Here is a 15,191-nt window from a genome sequence, read left to right as displayed (position 1 = left end):
ATAAGGAGAATAATGTTGATTAAAGTTTTAGCCATATCGGGTTATAAACCATTTGAATTAGGAATTTTTAAAAATGACCATCCATCTGTTATATATATTAAAGCAGCCTTAAAGAAAACATTAATACCCATGATTGAAGATGGTTTAGAATGGATCTTGATCAGCGGACAGCTGGGCACGGAACTTTGGGCTGCAGAAGTTATCTTTGAACTGAAATCTGACTATCCTGATGTAAAGGTGGCTGTTATTACACCATTTTTAGAGCAAGAGGCTACATGGAGTGAAAACAACAAAGAGTGGTATAAATCTATCCTAGCACAAGCGGATTTCGTTGATTCAGTCACAAAAAAAGGGTATGAAAAACCTTGGCAATTTCGCATGAAAAATCAATTTTTTATTGAAAAAAGCGACGCCTTGCTCCTTTTTTATGATCAGGAGAAAGAAGGAAGCCCAATGTACATATACGAAATGGCTCATCAGTATCAAAATAATCATCCTTATCCTATCCAACTGATTACATTTTATGATTTACAAGTTATTGTTGAAGAAGAACAAGAACTCAGACGTACAGAATTTTAAAATGAGCTTCATCTTATTGAGTTATAAGAAAGAAAAATTGACAAAATCACTTATTTTTGAAAAAATAATAGGTAATGATTGGTGAATGACTTGAGGTGGAATATAATGGTGACCGATAAAGTGAAACTTACCGCTAAGGATATATTAGAAAAAGAATTCAAAACCGGTGTAAGAGGGTATAAGCAAGAAGATGTTGATAAGTACTTAGATTTGATTATCAAGGATTATGAAACATTCCAGCAGGAAATAGAAGACCTGCAGCAAGAAAATCTTCGTTTACGGAAGCAGTTAGAAGAAACGTCTAGGAGACAGCCAGTAACACAGCCAGCAGGGACGACGAACTTTGATATCTTGAAACGTTTATCAAATCTTGAAAAGCATGTTTTTGGTAATAAGCTATACGATTAACAAATCGTACCTTGATTTCCAAATTAGTACCATTGATTAAAAGGATACAAATGCATATAATAAAAAAGTGCTCATTAATTACGTTCGGGTAATCGCTGCAAGAAGCATTTGCTCTCTTGTAGAGGAAAGTCCATGCTCGCACGAGCTGAGATGCTCGTAGTGTTCGTGCCTAGTGAATTCATAAGCTAGGGCAGCCTGAATAAGGCTGACGGCCGGGAAAATACCTAAGTCCACTATGGATATGGTATGAATACCTATAAAAGTGCCACAGTGACGGAGCCTTTTCAGAAATGAAAAGGGTGGAACGAGGTAAACCCCACGAGCGAGAAACCCAAATAATGGTAGGGGCACTTTCTCTGAGGAATTGAACGAGGAGAAGGACAGATTCCTTGGAATCTGTAGATAGATGATTACCACCTAAGTACGAGGCGTTTACGCCGTTTGTAGTACTCTGGTACAGAACATGGCTTACAGAACGTTATTAATGTAAATTAAAGTTAAGGCATGCGACTCTCCTATGAGGAGAGTCTTTTTACTTTTATACATTACTCCTATTTGCATGGGGTTACTGATTTTGGTCTATAATGGTATGATAGGCAAGCATATATTCATACATAATAAGGTTAAAAGTTAAGGGTGGACGAAAATGGGAAAATATCAATTAATTGCAACTGCTGCAATGGGGCTGGAAGCATTAGTAGCAAAGGAAGTACGCGCTCTCGGTTATGAGTGTGAAGTAGAAAATGGCAAGGTAATCTATACTGGTGATGAAACCGCTATTGCACGAAGCAATATGTGGCTGCGTACAGCTGACAGAGTTAAAATCAAAGTCGGCGAATTTAAAGCCTATACCTTTGATGAATTATTTGAGAAAACAAAAGCCTTGCCGTGGGAAAAGTATCTTCCAGAAGATGCAGAGTTCCCTGTAACGGGAAAGTCAGTCAAATCAAAATTATTTAGTGTCTCAGATTGTCAGGCCATTGTGAAAAAAGCGGTTGTGGACCGAATGAAAAGCTACTATAAGCGAGATTCATGGTTTGAGGAGACGGGTGCTTATTTTCGTATAGAAGTGGCATTACTAAAGGACGTTGCAACCATAACAATCGATACAAGCGGTCAAGGACTCCATAAACGAGGATACCGTGTGGATCAAGGGGAGGCACCATTAAAGGAAACCCTTGCAGCAGCACTTGTACAATTAACGAATTGGAAGCCTGATAAACCATTTATCGACCCATTCTGTGGCTCTGGTACCATTCCAATTGAAGCCGCCATGATTGGTCAAAATATTGCTCCGGGCTTTAACCGTGAATTTGTGTCAGAAAAATGGAATTGGATTCCCGGTAAAGTATGGGATGAAGCTCGTACCGAAGCAGAGGATTTGGCAAATTATGATCAGCCATTAGATATTATGGGGACTGATATTGACCATCGAATGATCAAAATCGCTCAGGAAAATTCCTTTGAGGCAGGTCTTGGAGATCTCATTCAATATAAGCAAATGCAAGTAAGAGATATTACAACCATCAAGGAATATGGTGTGATAGTTGGAAATCCGCCATATGGAGAAAGACTGGGAGAAAAAAATGCTGTTGAGCACATGTACAAGGAAATGGGACAGTCCTTTAGTAAGCTTGACACTTGGTCCATTTATATCTTGACCTCTAATGAAGAGTTTGAACAATTTTATGGAAGACCAGCGACAAAAAAGCGTAAATTGTTTAATGGCTTTATCCGTACTGACCTATATCAATATTGGGGAAAAAGACCACCCCGTTCAATTGAATAGATTTCAAAAAGAACAATTGGAGCCTAGTGATAAAGGCTCCATTTCATTCGTTCACAGGAGGGGATTGTATGCAAGACCGTATTCCATTTGAAGTTTCTAAAACCGAATCCTTTTACGATAAGTTAAGTGAATGGATTGGTGACTTATTTTATGATATTTTACCCGAAGCTGGGTTTGAATTACGTGATGAACAAATCTTTATGGCCTTTCAGCTAGAAAAAGCATTCAAGGACAAAAAGATTATGTTTGCTGAAGCTGGTGTCGGTACAGGAAAAACAATTGTTTACCTTCTCTACGCTATTATGTATGCGAGATACACAAATAGACCTGCCATTATTGCCTGTGCCGATGAAACATTAATTGAGCAGCTAGTGAAAAAAGAAGGGGACATTGCAAAGCTAGAGAAAGTGCTCGGGCTTAATATGGATGTTCGATTGGCAAAGTCCAGGGACCAATACCTTTGCTTAAAAAAGCTTGATTATGTTAGGCATGAAGACTTTAATGATGATATTGCTGGAATATATGAGGAATTACCAGATTTTGTTCATAGTGATGGCTCGATGCAAAGGTTTGAAAGATATGGTGACCGCCGGGATTATCCTACATTGTCCGACGATACTTGGGGGAAAATTAACTGGGATATGGTTCAGGATTGTTTTTCCTGTGAAAAAAGACACCGTTGTGGTCTTACTTTAAATCGTGATTTTTACCGACACGCAAAGGACTTAATCATTTGCTCACATGACTTTTATATGGAGCATGTTTGGACAAAGGAATCGCGAAAGAGGGAGGGGCAGCTTCCGTTATTGCCTGACCACTCTTCTGTGGTATTTGACGAGGGACATTTACTTGAGTACGCGGCGCAGAAAGCGTTAAGCTATCGTTTCACCGATTCTACACTTGAGACATTGCTAACAAGGTTGATGGAAAATGAAGTGCGTGAAAAAACTCTTTATACCATAGAGGAAGCTCTTTTAGACAATGATAAGTTCTTTAGTGCGATTTCACAATACTCTGTCCCGTCAGAAGGATCAGAAAAACAAATGATTACCATGAATCCATCCCTCATTAGATATGGTACAACGCTGTTAAACCGACTTCAAGCAATTGAAGAAGAGCTTGTCTTTGAAAGTGAAATGTATGTAATTAATGAATATGACTTGAAAATCGTTGAGGAATATTTAGAGCAAATTACCTACTCATTATCGTTATTTCTAAAGGAAATGAACGGGATTACCTGGTTTGAAGAAAAGGGATACGAACGGACACTTGTCATCATGCCTAAGATGGTTGAAGAAGTTATGAGGGACGAGGTATTCGTGCAGAAAAAACCGTTTATCTTTTCATCTGCGACACTGTCGAACCAAAAGAAATTTGACTACATTGCGAATAGCTTGGGAATTAAAGAGTATTTATCATTCTCTGTAGATTCACCTTTTGATTACCAGGAAAAAATGGAAGTATATATGCCCAAGTTTAATAATTCAATGGAAGCTAAGATTGATTATTGTATAAACAAGATTGTTCAATCCGAAGGCAGGGCACTTATTCTTCTAAACAATCAAAATGAATTAAAGAGTCTTAAACAAAGACTTTCGGGAAGTGTTCCATACCCAGTGTATTTTGAGGGTGATGAAGAAATTAGCACGCTCGTTTCAAAGTTTCAAAATGAAGAGCATGCGATTCTTTGTACCATTCATTTATGGGAAGGTTTAGATATCCCAGGAAGATCATTGGAAAATGTATTGATCTTTTCCCTTCCATTCCCGCCAAATGATCCAGTGTTTACCGCAAAAAGGAATGGTGTTGCTAATCCATTTGAAGAAGTGGATTTACCTTATATGCTGCTTCGTTTACGCCAGGGCATTGGCCGTTTAATTAGAAGTGAAAATGATCGAGGAAGTGTGCATATCATGCTGGATGAAGATATCGATTCAGCATTATTGCAGAAAATTAAAGATGTTCTTCCTACAGAAGCATTAGAAGTATAGGTAAAAGGTCAGCCGTAGCGGCTGACCTTTTGCTTATCTTCCTAATAATCGAAGTCCTTCAGGAGTCATCTTTTCAGGTGACCATGCAGGTTCCCAGACAAGATTAACATCAACATTTCTAGTTTCTTCAATTCCTTGAACAGCGTAGCGAACGCCAGTAGTAATACTATCATGAAGTGGACAACCAGGTGTTGTTAATGTCATCGTAACATCTACATCGTTATCTTCTTTAATTTCCACATTATAAATTAAACCTAGGTCAACCACATTAATATTTAACTCAGGGTCATATACACTCTTTAAGGCTTCTACTACTTTTTCTTTTAGGTTCATCTTAAACACCTCGTTATTTTTTTAGTACACCCAAAACCGTTAAAGCGATAGCAATAAAAACAATCGATAATACAAATTGTCCAATATTAAACAGGAGAATGCTTTTAATAATAATAGAAAGAAAAACAGCAAGTACTGAAATGACAAATAAAGTAAAAAAGGGAACAACCACTTTTTCATTCATCACATCTTTAAGGGAAGGAACCGCCTTTTTTCCCATTTCTTTACTGTATTTATACGTCCACCATAAAAACGGAACAATTTTAAATAAGTAACCCATAATACTTAGGACAATCCAGAGCAATAAATAAAGGTATACCAATGGTCCAATTAGGTTTGTAAATTGATCCGTCCACAATGCAATAAATGCTGCTAAGTGGACAATGTTTCCTAAGCCTATGGCTGCTAAAGCATATGAGAATGAATGATCAAGCTTCTTCTTTAGCCTTTTTTTTATAATAATCGAGACATGCCAGCTGAAAACAGAAAATCCAACAAGCAGTAAGAAAAATCCTGCTTTTAACAGGTAACTATTATCACTAAAAAAGGAAATCAGAGTGATTACTAGTCCAGAAATATAAAAGCCATATACATATCGAGCGTGAACCATTGGAAACCCGTGTGATAAGGAAAACATAGGAGCCATTTTATAAGAAAAACCGAAAATTAATAGTGTAAACCAGCCAGTAACTCCCATTAATAGATGACTTTTAAAGATTGCTTGATAGTATTCAGCACCAAAACCTGTTTGAAGGGAATATATTAAAGTAATTCCCAAGAATATTGTTAAAAATAAACATACAAGCGCACTACCGACAAAGGCTGTCAGGATATTTGGTTTCGCCTGCTTTCTTAGTGTCATAAACATTTGAAATAAGAACATTAAGATACCTAGCAACATGAAAACACCTGGTAGCAATGCATTCTGTGGCGATACATATAACATCCAAGAAAAAGAAGCAATTCCTATTGCAGTGACAAAAAACTGAATAAATCCAAATTTTTCATTCCATATTTTTGTTAAGAAAGCAACGGGAACTAGCTGATACATCGCACCCATCGCTACCATAAGCGCCCACCCCAAGATGAGTAAATGGGCTGCAGACCAGATTGCTGGAATACGGAAGCTGCCATTCACAACCATTTGTCCGTTTACGAGCAAAAGGATTTGAGATATCACAAGTGCTAGTAAACTGAAAATAATAAATGAGAATGGAAGCTTAATATTTGTTTCACTTCCCATCGTGTTAGGAAGCATACTCTTTCACCTTCTTATCGGAAAATTTCAATTTTGAAACTTCCATCGTTTTGTGGTTCTGTACGCTGCTTGTAGCCGAGTTCCTCTAGCTGCTCATAAAGGAACATGGGTCTTCTATCATTAATAATAGTTAAAACCTCACCCTCGCCTAAATTTTCTAAGGCTGCAAGAGTTCTCATCATCGGCTGTGGCGGTTCTAAACCTCGATTATCAAGTATCATATTGAATCACCTTTCTTTATGAAATTAGGCATTCTTAGTGAATGTAACTTTCCAATGCTTCGCATCGATTTCCTCTGCCTCGTGGCTAAAGCCTTTTGCTTTTAAAACTGCAAATAAGGGAACAGGCTTGAATGGGGCATGGAGAATAAAGATATCGTTATCTTTCACTTCTTTAATGGCTTCCATAATTTTTTGGAAAGGTTCAATCTTATTCTTTAAATCTTCCCTAACATCTAGCTCAATAATCTTCTGTTCCATAACTAAACAACTCCTAAATAATTTTTTAATAAAATACTTCCTGCTCCAGTGCTTCACGGTCGATTAAATAGAGTCCATCTTCGCGTTGGTTAATATAGTTTTTCTTTTTTAAATGGTTAATCGTTCTGCTGACGGTTTCTCTTGAAGTGCCAATCATGTTTGCCAGCTCTCGATTTGTAAATTGTGTTGTTAGCTGATATCTGCTACCAACCTGTTCACCGTTTGACTGACATAGTCTAATAAGAAGTAATACGATTTGTTCAAAGGTGTTATGGAGGACTTGCGCCTCTAATCTGCCTTGAAGGTCGACAATTTTTTCCCCTAACACTTTAAAAAGCTTAATGCAGAGCTCGGGATTAGCAATAAGTGTTTCTTGAAATTTGTCGATTGGGATGACAATAAGATTTGCCTCTTCTAAAACCTCTGCATGTGCAGGAAAGTTTCCTTCCCGGAAAAATCCAGCATGTGGAAACATCTCACCCGGTTCGAGTATGGAAACAATTTGTTCCTTGCCAGAAAAATCTGTTTTATAGATTTTTATTTTTCCAGAGTGGATAAAAAAAACCCGGTCAAGTGGATCATCCTGCATAAATACATACATCTTCTGCTTATAAAAGCGAGTTAATGCAATATTTATGAAAGGCTCCAGTTCTTCATCAGATAATTCTTTGAATAGGGGGACATCTGCTAATCTTTTGTTTATGTCCTCTTGCTTCATTAACATCACCTACGTATTAGTAATTCTTAATTACCTTCATTTTAGCAGTGATTGAAAAACAAATATGTGACCTCCATCATAGATAAGTAGTTTCTTGAAAATAATTCTCAATAAAAAGATCCGCTGATTTAATCTTGCGGATCTTCTTTATGAATAGGTTCTTCGAAGCATTCAAAGCAATACATCTTTCGGTCATCAGATTGTATACCGTTAAAAAAGCCATCTAAACAATAAATCTCTTTTCGGCATGTCGTACAATAGCCAACCAATTCTTTCATACTATTTTTCTCCTTTCAGTAACTATTAGCAAAATCATCCTGTAGGTGTGATAGTTAGCACTATGGAGTGAATACAAATTTTCTATAATAAAAAAGAAGTTAGCAAAATAAAAGGAGTGAAAAGGAATGCAAACATTCGCAACGATTATTCATGTACCAGATTTTCCACCACGTGAAAAACATTCAACTATATTTAAAGGTTTTGATGAATTAAAATCTGGAGAATTTATGCAAATTGTAAATGACCATGATCCAAGACCACTTCAGTATCAGTTTATGATGGAAAGACCGGAACAATTTTCTTGGGAATACCTTGAAGAAGGTCCGGAGGTTTGGAAGGTATCTATCGGTAAAAAATAATAAGGTTGCTCTAAACCTTATTGAACATATTTAACTTCTCTAAAACATTTTACTTACCTTTTTTATTTTTCAGGAAACATCCTCTTTCCCTAAATTTATTTTACAACAGAATTTATTTCTGTTGTTTTTTTTATTCTTAGATTTTCAGAAAAATATGATAAAATACAAATGGTTATTAAAAAGGGGGAGTTAGTATGAGCCTGACACCAGAGCAAGTTGAAAAGAAGTTTTTAGAATATGTAAAGAAGATGAGTGCCTATAATGAGGCACTGGGATTGATTTATTGGGATTTGCGGACTGGGGCTCCAAAGCAAGGTATGGATCAACGTTCTGAAGTAATTGGCATGCTTTCAGCTGAGGTTTTTAAAATGTCCACATCTGAGGATATGGCAGCGTACATAGCAACACTAACTAAAAATGAACTTTCTGAAACCACACGTAAAATTCTTGAGGAATGTAAAAAAGAATACGAGCGCAACAAAAAAATTCCTGCGGAGGAATATAAGGAGTATGTCATTTTGCAGTCCAAGGCAGAATCGGTCTGGGAGCAGGCAAAAGAAAAGTCGGATTTTAATCTGTTCAGACCTTACCTTGAGAAGCTGGTAGAAACGACGAAGAGGTTTATCAATTATTGGGGGTATAAAGGAAATAGCTACGATGTCCTGCTAGATTTATATGAGCCTGGTATGACCGTAGAAGTCCTTGATCAGGTATTTGGCGATTTAAGGGAGAAAATAGTTCCGTTGGTCAAACAGATTGCTGACTCACCAAATAAACCGCAGACAGAGTTTCTTTTTAAAACTTTTAAAAAGGAAGACCAGCGTGCATTAAGTTTAGAAATTCTTGGGAAAATGGGTTACAACTTTGACGCAGGCAGACTTGATGAAACGGTTCATCCCTTTGCAACTGGATTAAATCCAGGTGATGTCCGGGTAACAACAAACTATGATGAACAAGATTTCCGTACAGCTGTTTTCGGTACGATTCACGAAGGAGGTCATGCATTATACGAACAAAATCTTTCAAAAGATTTAATTGGCACACCTTTATGTACTGGAACATCGATGGGAATTCACGAGTCGCAATCTCTTTTCTATGAAAATATCGTAGGTCGCAGTTTTTCTTTTTGGAAAAATAATTATGAATTATTGAAAACATATGCAACCGGTCAGTTTGATGCCGTTTCAATTGAAGAATTCTACAGAGGAATAAATGAATCGAAGCCTTCGCTTATTAGAATCGAAGCAGATGAATTAACGTATCCTCTCCATATTATTATTCGATATGAAATTGAAAAGGGTCTTTTCAATGGTGAAATAGAGGTTAAGGACCTTCCACAGGTTTGGAATCAATTATATCAAGAATATTTAGGGGTTACTCCAGAGAATGATGCTAGAGGCGTATTGCAGGATGTTCACTGGGCAGGGGGAAGCTTTGGATATTTCCCATCGTATGCACTGGGATACATGTATGCGGCTCAATTTAAGCATAAGATGCTTGAGGATCTGCCAAACTTTGACCAACTGTTAGAAGAAGGGAATTTGCTGCCTATTAAAGATTGGCTGACGAAAAATATTCATCAATATGGGAAACTGAAAAAACCGTTAGAAATCCTTCATGATGTAACGGGAGAAGGTCTAAATGCTCAATATCTTATTGATTATTTGTACGAAAAATATGGTAAGGTCTATCAACTAATTTAATGATAAAGAGGGGAAGGGAGACTTAAATGCCCTTCTTCTTTATTTAATAAGGTGGGTAAGGGATGGGGAAATTAGGACCTATTATTCTAATTGCCATCAGCGCAATTATGTGGGGAATCATAGCCATTTTTGTTAGGAAACTGGCAAGCTTAGGATTCACCCCGATGGAAATCGTTACAATTAGAGTAGTAACAGCCGTATTAATGCTAGGGATGATTGGTTTGCTAAAATATCCAGGACAAATGAAGATACATTTGCGAGATAGCAAATACTTTATTGGAACAGGGATATTTAGTATTGTATTGTTTAATTGGTGCTATTTCACTTCTATAAATCAACTTAGTCTATCATTTGCCGTTATTTTACTTTATACGGCACCTACTTTTGTAGTTGTCCTTTCATATTTGTTTTTAAAGGAAAGAATGGACGCTTTGAAGATTATTTCAGTGATTGGCACTTTGGTAGGCTGCACTTTGATAGTTGGAATTAATTTGAAGGTAACACCATCAATGAATCTAGTTGGGATAATAACAGGGCTAGGAGCAGGCTTTGGTTACGCTTTATACACTATATTTGGTAAATTTGCTTTAGTAAAGTATCGCCCCTTTACTGTTACTTTTTACACGTTTCTCGTTGCTTCCATTGCATTACTACTCTTTACAGATCTTTTTAAAAAAGGAAGTATCCTAATAAACAGCGAAGTCCTTCTTTATGGAATAGGGTTAGGCTTGTTTCCAACCGTATTGGCTTACTTATTCTATACAAAAGGGCTTGAGAAAATGGAGGGCAGCAAAGCATCTATTATTGCAACTGTGGAGCCTGTCGCTGCAACGTTACTTAGTGTTTTTTTATACAAAGAGGACTTTGGAGTTCTACAATTTATTGGAACTGCTATTATTCTTTCGTCAGTTATTCTAATAAATTTGCCGAAAACATTTTTTAAAATAAACAACAAAAAAAGGCTTCAGTTTTAATGAAGCCTTTTTTGTATTAGTCGTATTTGTTACCAGGAACCCCATGTTTTAAATCCTGGTGAGCCTGGAGGTGCATTTTGAATCATATCGATAAACGGTATGGTGTATGCGAATAGAATTAGGGCTGCTGTGATTCCAAGCCATAATTTCCAGTTTTCAAAAATCATTGGTGCTTTTTCATCAAGATTTTCTGCTTCACCTACAGGGAATTCTTCTTCTCCTTTAGGTGCAAAGAATGCAAGATTAACAAAGATGATAATCATTAAAATAATTCCAAGGAATAGAATCGATCCGCCTACGGCTTGTGCAATTTGGTAAGGGATCCACTCCATTGCTTGAGCTGAATCTCCATAAGTTGAGTAGGCAGAGCGTCTTGGACCACCAAGAAGTCCTTGGAAGTGCATAGCACCTGACATAAAGGCCATTCCAATAAACCAAACCCAACCTTGAATAATAGCTAATTTGTTCATTGCTTTTGTTAAGACACGTCCTGTTAAATGAGGAACAAGCCAAAAGGTAATTCCAAAGAACGTCAAAACAACAGAGGTTGCAGCAGTTAAATGGAAGTGACCTGTTACCCAAATCGTATTATGAACGACTTGGTTCATTTGGTTTGAAGCGTTGATAATACCGCCTGCACCTGCAGGGATAAAGCTTGCCATCCCAATAAATGGAACGGTAAAACGAGCATCCTTCCAAGGTAAAACCTTGAACCAGCCAAAAAGTCCAGTTGCCCCTTTAGAGCGGCCAAATCGCTCAAATGTTGCAAACAATGAAAATGCAGTCATCAATGATGGAATGATTACCATAAAGGTTAGAATTACCTGTAAAAACTTCCATGCTGGATCAATTCCTGGCTCCGTTAATTGATGGTGGAAGCCGACCGGAATTGAGAAAAGTAAGAACAGAATAAAAGAAAGACGTGCTAACGAATCTGAGAAGATCTTTCCGCCAATAATTTTTGGAATGATTGCATACCAGCACATATAAGCTGGTAGTAACCAGAAATACACGAGCGGATGTCCGAAATACCAGAACAAGGTACGGCTGACTAACACATCTACTGTGTCTACTAATCCAAGAGACCAAGGCAGTAACTGGAATAAGACAGTTGCCGCTACTCCAAGTGATGCAACAATCCACATTACTGTATTAATAATAGCCATAAAGCTTAACAGTGGGCTTGGTTTACCAGGATTTTCTCTGCGCCATCTAGCATAAGTCATAATTTGTGCTGCTCCGTCAAGCCAGCTGCCAATCACAACAAATGTCATACCTAAGTAAAAAATCCAATGCGCTTTTAGTGGTGCATAGAAAGTATAAAGAACAGAAGCTTCTTTTAATAAAACCATTGTAGCAGCCATAATGGTTCCTACCGTCATTACCCAGAAGCCAATCCAGCCAATCCGGCGTGCTGCTGGAGAATGTGTACCTGCTGTACGACTGATTGCAGCATATTGAAAGCCCATTATAAAGAACGTTGTTAAAACAAGTCCCATTAAGACGCCATGTACGGTTAAGATTTGATAATAATCAATACCCCATGGAAGCTCAAATTTGCCCGAACGAACCAAGGTTTGCAGTAATCCCATCAAACCGCCTAGTGTAAGAGCAATAAAGGCAACATAAAAGTGTGCCATCGCAAGCTTTCCATCACGTGGATCAACTTTTAATTTTGTTGTTTGGCTAGACATTTTATTTAACCACCTTTATCTTAGAACTCATTAAGTGGTGACCAGTACCACAGTACTCATTACAAACCACTAAATATTCGCCTTCTTTATCAAACGTTGTAACAATTTCATTTATATAACCTGGTTCAAGCATCATATTGATATTTGTTCCGGCAACCTGGAAGCCATGAATAACATCTTTCGTTGTTGCCATTACTTTTACTTTCGCTCCTAGTGGAACCTCGACTTCAGTCGGATTGTAGGAGAAAGCTGAGGCAACATACACTAATTCATAGTCCCATTCTTTTCCTTCAACCTTGTTTAATCCTGGTTTATCAAATGGTGCCTGAGTATCAACCTTTTCTGGATCTATAGTTGTTAAGCAGCTTGGCGGCTTGTTACCTAAGTAAAAAGCGCTTACACCTACAACTGATAAGAAAACAACCAGAGCGCCGATTCCAAAGATAAGCCAAATTTTTTCAAACTTATGCATATGCATGTTTTTTTCCCCTTTCTCGATTTAAGGCTCTTTTCTTAAACATTCTTGCTAAATGGAACAATTGTCCTAAGTTTCACGAGAAATTAGAAAATAGAATAAATTATTAAGAAAAGAGCTACAAACTAAATTCTAAAGCGCAAAATAACTATTTCCACGTTAAAATCGGCTTTAGGATTTTAACAACAACTTTACGAAAACTGTCATGCATTAAAAACGGTCTAAGAACAAGAAATAGACACTTAGCCATGTGACAACTAAAAAGATTCCCAAAAAGAAAACGGACGCCAATGTCCCTTTAAGAGAAGAGCTGTCTTCAATTTCTGTTTTTTTGTTTGTTTTCAGTTCCGCTTTCGCCATCCCCCAAGACTCCCTTCATGAAAAATTTAAATAAATAATAAGTTCTCTTTCATAATACAAAACAATTGTGAAGAAAAAATAACAAATTTTACAGTTCACAAAATGTTCATTCCTTAGGTAAGTACTATGTTAATAGTAAAAAACCGATATAACAGTGATTTATATCACAATAGTAGTGGCAGAGTTGTGACTAAATTGTGAAATATCACTTATTACCTGTGATAAAACTAATTGATTATAACTGATTTGAAGCTAAAAGCTTGGTTATTCAAAGACTGTCACAATTTTGAAACTTTTAAATAGAATGAACTAGATGCAACAGAAATTCGAGAAGCGAGCGTGTTATTGATGGAAAAATATTATTGTGAACCATGCCGACTCCTCTACGACCAAATCGAATATTGTAAAGTCTGTGGGTCCATAGCTGATAAAAAGATAAAAATTGAAGTTCAAGCCCAATCAAAAAAACAGTAAAAGAAAATAAAAGGTGCTTTTATTTTATAGAAATTTAAAATTGGAAAAGTTTTCGTAATGATTAGGTGCTGCGTCTTGAGTTATAATCAAGGTGCACAACAACAACAACCTTCAAAACGTTGGCTTCCCTCTAGCAGGGAAGCTTTTTTTTGTACATATTTCTCCTTTTTTTGGTAAAAATACCATTACCTACATTGAAGGAGAATAAAACGATGCCAACGATTCTTTCAGTAGCAGAAGCAGTTCCTCAATTTGAAATAAAACAAGAGCGAGCGGTAGACTTTGCAAGAGAACTTTTTTCAGATAGTTTTAAGGATATCGAAAGACTGCTTAAAGCCTTTCAAAATGGACAAATAGAAAAACGGCACATCGTCAAAGAGATTGACTGGTACAAAGAAGACCGTTCATTTGCGGAAAAAAACAATGCCTATATTGAATCTGCTGTAGCATTGGGGATGCAGGCGATTGTGAACTGCCTTGAGAATGATACCTTTTTAACCAGGAAGATTGACTGTGAAGAAATTGATGCGATTTTCTATGTCTCAACAACTGGGATGGCAACCCCGAGTATCGAAGCTAGAATTATGAATCTTTTGCCATTTCGAGAACACACCAAAAGAATTCCCATTTGGGGTCTTGGCTGTGCTGGGGGAGCAGCGGGGTTATCGAGGGCGTTTGAATATTGCACTGCATTTCCGGACGCCAAGGTTGTGGTGCTTTCAGTTGAACTCTGCAGTTTGACCTTTCAACGGAATGACTTTTCAAAAAGTAATCTCATTGGAACGTCACTATTTGCTGATGGAATTGCCTGTGCATTGATTTGTGGTAATAATGTAAATCTTGATGAATTAAGTGCTAAAAAGACCGCACCAGCCATAATTGATACCCAGTCTACGTTAATGCCTGACTCACTAGATGTAATGGGCTGGGATATAAAGGATCAAGGACTATTCGTGGTATTCTCCAGAGATATACCCAGTATTATTGAGGAGTGGTTAAAACCTAATGTAAGTAAATTTTTAACTCAGAATAAGCTGGAGCTTGAGCAGATTGACCATTTTATTGCCCATCCAGGCGGGAAAAAAGTTATAGATGCATATGTGAAATCGTTAGGTATACCTGATTTTATGACTGATATTTCACTTGAGGTGCTGAAGCAATATGGAAACATGTCCTCGGCAACGATTCTATATGTTCTTAAGAGGTTTATGGAATTAGGCGGGGAAGCAGGGACATATGGACTTTGCACGGCGCTAGGCCCTGGATTTAGTTCAGAATTGCTATTACTGAAATGGGGGTAAGGGATGATACCTTTTTA

The 15,191-nt window shown here is 37.2% G+C and carries 17 protein-coding genes and 1 other RNA gene; 9 read left to right on the top strand and 9 right to left on the bottom strand.

Annotated features, from left to right (window positions below):
* The first annotated feature begins 18 nt into the window (after nt 1-18).
* From M3189_RS16040 to M3189_RS16020, 5 genes are all read left to right on the top strand, one after another.
* Entirely contained in the window at nt 19-579 is a 561-nt protein-coding gene (locus M3189_RS16040) for a DUF1273 domain-containing protein (protein WP_251635592.1), read from the top strand.
* A 105-nt stretch (nt 580-684) separates the two neighbouring features.
* Nucleotides 685-987, top strand: a complete 303-nt coding sequence (gene gpsB / locus M3189_RS16035; protein ID WP_179156894.1) for a cell division regulator GpsB — start codon at nt 685-687, stop codon at nt 985-987.
* A gap of 80 nt (nt 988-1,067) precedes the next feature.
* Nucleotides 1,068-1,463: RNase P RNA component class B (rnpB, locus tag M3189_RS16030), an RNA gene on the top strand.
* Between the two features lie 170 nt (nt 1,464-1,633).
* Complete coding sequence (locus M3189_RS16025; protein WP_251635172.1) at nt 1,634-2,776, top strand: THUMP domain-containing class I SAM-dependent RNA methyltransferase; 1,143 nt, start codon at nt 1,634-1,636, stop codon at nt 2,774-2,776.
* Between the two features lie 68 nt (nt 2,777-2,844).
* Nucleotides 2,845-4,767 carry an ATP-dependent DNA helicase gene (locus M3189_RS16020; protein ID WP_251635170.1) on the top strand — a complete coding sequence of 641 codons (1,923 nt, stop codon included), beginning with the start codon at nt 2,845-2,847 and terminating at the stop codon, nt 4,765-4,767.
* Nucleotides 4,768-4,800: 33 nt separating this feature from the next.
* Here M3189_RS16020 and M3189_RS16015 read toward each other — a convergent pair whose 3' ends face one another.
* From M3189_RS16015 to M3189_RS15990, 6 genes are all read right to left on the bottom strand, one after another.
* Nucleotides 4,801-5,100 carry a metal-sulfur cluster assembly factor gene (locus M3189_RS16015; protein WP_251635168.1) on the bottom strand — a complete coding sequence of 100 codons (300 nt, stop codon included), beginning with the start codon at nt 5,098-5,100 and terminating at the stop codon, nt 4,801-4,803.
* A gap of 13 nt (nt 5,101-5,113) precedes the next feature.
* Complete coding sequence (locus M3189_RS16010) at nt 5,114-6,358, bottom strand: hypothetical protein (RefSeq protein WP_251635159.1); 1,245 nt, start codon at nt 6,356-6,358, stop codon at nt 5,114-5,116.
* A 14-nt stretch (nt 6,359-6,372) separates the two neighbouring features.
* Nucleotides 6,373-6,579, bottom strand: coding sequence for a DUF2249 domain-containing protein (locus tag M3189_RS16005; protein ID WP_132089388.1), 207 nt, complete (start codon nt 6,577-6,579; stop codon nt 6,373-6,375).
* A 24-nt stretch (nt 6,580-6,603) separates the two neighbouring features.
* On the bottom strand, nt 6,604-6,837 hold the full coding sequence (locus M3189_RS16000; protein ID WP_251635157.1) for a DUF2249 domain-containing protein: 234 nt from the start codon (nt 6,835-6,837) through the stop codon (nt 6,604-6,606).
* 25 nt (nt 6,838-6,862) lie between these two features.
* Nucleotides 6,863-7,555, bottom strand: coding sequence for a Crp/Fnr family transcriptional regulator (locus M3189_RS15995; protein ID WP_251635148.1), 693 nt, complete (start codon nt 7,553-7,555; stop codon nt 6,863-6,865).
* Nucleotides 7,556-7,683: 128 nt separating this feature from the next.
* Nucleotides 7,684-7,833: a hypothetical protein gene (locus tag M3189_RS15990; RefSeq protein WP_251635146.1), complete on the bottom strand. Its 150-nt coding sequence runs from the start codon at nt 7,831-7,833 to the stop codon at nt 7,684-7,686.
* 126 nt (nt 7,834-7,959) lie between these two features.
* Between M3189_RS15990 and M3189_RS15985 the strand changes: the two genes are divergently transcribed.
* From M3189_RS15985 to M3189_RS15975, 3 genes are all read left to right on the top strand, one after another.
* Complete coding sequence (locus M3189_RS15985; RefSeq protein ID WP_251635144.1) at nt 7,960-8,193, top strand: DUF2249 domain-containing protein; 234 nt, start codon at nt 7,960-7,962, stop codon at nt 8,191-8,193.
* 194 nt (nt 8,194-8,387) lie between these two features.
* A complete protein-coding gene (locus tag M3189_RS15980; RefSeq protein WP_251635142.1) occupies nt 8,388-9,896 on the top strand; it encodes a carboxypeptidase M32 in 1,509 nt (502 codons plus the stop codon).
* 62 nt (nt 9,897-9,958) lie between these two features.
* Nucleotides 9,959-10,870 (top strand): DMT family transporter, encoded by a 912-nt coding sequence (locus tag M3189_RS15975; RefSeq protein WP_251635140.1) that lies wholly within the window; start codon nt 9,959-9,961, stop codon nt 10,868-10,870.
* A gap of 29 nt (nt 10,871-10,899) precedes the next feature.
* On the opposite strand, the gene M3189_RS15970 is transcribed toward M3189_RS15975, so the two are convergent.
* The 3 genes from M3189_RS15970 to M3189_RS15960 form a co-directional block, all read right to left on the bottom strand.
* Nucleotides 10,900-12,564, bottom strand: coding sequence for a b(o/a)3-type cytochrome-c oxidase subunit 1 (locus tag M3189_RS15970; protein ID WP_251635138.1), 1,665 nt, complete (start codon nt 12,562-12,564; stop codon nt 10,900-10,902).
* A gap of 1 nt (nt 12,565) precedes the next feature.
* Nucleotides 12,566-13,042, bottom strand: coding sequence for a cytochrome c oxidase subunit II (locus tag M3189_RS15965; protein ID WP_251635136.1), 477 nt, complete (start codon nt 13,040-13,042; stop codon nt 12,566-12,568).
* 207 nt (nt 13,043-13,249) lie between these two features.
* The gene (locus M3189_RS15960; protein WP_251635134.1) at nt 13,250-13,399 is read right to left on the bottom strand and encodes a cytochrome c oxidase subunit 2A; all 150 of its coding nucleotides are present in this window, start codon (nt 13,397-13,399) and stop codon (nt 13,250-13,252) included.
* 686 nt (nt 13,400-14,085) lie between these two features.
* On the opposite strand from M3189_RS15960, the gene M3189_RS15955 reads away from it, so the two are divergent.
* Complete coding sequence (locus tag M3189_RS15955) at nt 14,086-15,174, top strand: type III polyketide synthase (RefSeq protein ID WP_251635126.1); 1,089 nt, start codon at nt 14,086-14,088, stop codon at nt 15,172-15,174.
* The last annotated feature ends 17 nt before the right edge of the window (nt 15,175-15,191 follow it).

Origin of the sequence: Neobacillus niacini (assembly GCF_023715415.1) — a bacterium.
Classification (GTDB): domain Bacteria; phylum Bacillota; class Bacilli; order Bacillales; family Cytobacillaceae; genus Neobacillus; species Neobacillus niacini_C.
The sequence above is the reverse complement of the archived record's forward strand: the minus strand, read 5'-3'. Positions and strand labels throughout refer to the sequence as shown.

Excerpts from the sequence above, each read along its gene's own strand:
- M3189_RS15960 (WP_251635134.1), bottom strand. The coding sequence starts at position 13,399 with ATGGCGAAAGCGGAACTGAAAACAAACAAAAAAACAGAAATTGAAGAC.
- M3189_RS15980 (WP_251635142.1), top strand. The coding sequence starts at position 8,388 with ATGAGCCTGACACCAGAGCAAGTTGAAAAGAAGTTTTTAGAATATGTA.
- M3189_RS15985 (WP_251635144.1), top strand. The coding sequence starts at position 7,960 with ATGCAAACATTCGCAACGATTATTCATGTACCAGATTTTCCACCACGT.
- M3189_RS15975 (WP_251635140.1), top strand. The coding sequence starts at position 9,959 with ATGGGGAAATTAGGACCTATTATTCTAATTGCCATCAGCGCAATTATG.
- M3189_RS15990 (WP_251635146.1), bottom strand. The coding sequence starts at position 7,833 with ATGAAAGAATTGGTTGGCTATTGTACGACATGCCGAAAAGAGATTTAT.
- M3189_RS16000 (WP_251635157.1), bottom strand. The coding sequence starts at position 6,837 with ATGGAACAGAAGATTATTGAGCTAGATGTTAGGGAAGATTTAAAGAAT.
- M3189_RS16015 (WP_251635168.1), bottom strand. The coding sequence starts at position 5,100 with ATGAACCTAAAAGAAAAAGTAGTAGAAGCCTTAAAGAGTGTATATGAC.
- M3189_RS16020 (WP_251635170.1), top strand. The coding sequence starts at position 2,845 with ATGCAAGACCGTATTCCATTTGAAGTTTCTAAAACCGAATCCTTTTAC.
- M3189_RS16010 (WP_251635159.1), bottom strand. The coding sequence starts at position 6,358 with ATGCTTCCTAACACGATGGGAAGTGAAACAAATATTAAGCTTCCATTC.
- M3189_RS15965 (WP_251635136.1), bottom strand. The coding sequence starts at position 13,042 with ATGCATATGCATAAGTTTGAAAAAATTTGGCTTATCTTTGGAATCGGC.
- M3189_RS15955 (WP_251635126.1), top strand. The coding sequence starts at position 14,086 with ATGCCAACGATTCTTTCAGTAGCAGAAGCAGTTCCTCAATTTGAAATA.
- M3189_RS15970 (WP_251635138.1), bottom strand. The coding sequence starts at position 12,564 with ATGTCTAGCCAAACAACAAAATTAAAAGTTGATCCACGTGATGGAAAG.
- M3189_RS16025 (WP_251635172.1), top strand. The coding sequence starts at position 1,634 with ATGGGAAAATATCAATTAATTGCAACTGCTGCAATGGGGCTGGAAGCA.
- M3189_RS15995 (WP_251635148.1), bottom strand. The coding sequence starts at position 7,555 with ATGAAGCAAGAGGACATAAACAAAAGATTAGCAGATGTCCCCCTATTC.
- gpsB (WP_179156894.1), top strand. The coding sequence starts at position 685 with ATGGTGACCGATAAAGTGAAACTTACCGCTAAGGATATATTAGAAAAA.
- M3189_RS16005 (WP_132089388.1), bottom strand. The coding sequence starts at position 6,579 with ATGATACTTGATAATCGAGGTTTAGAACCGCCACAGCCGATGATGAGA.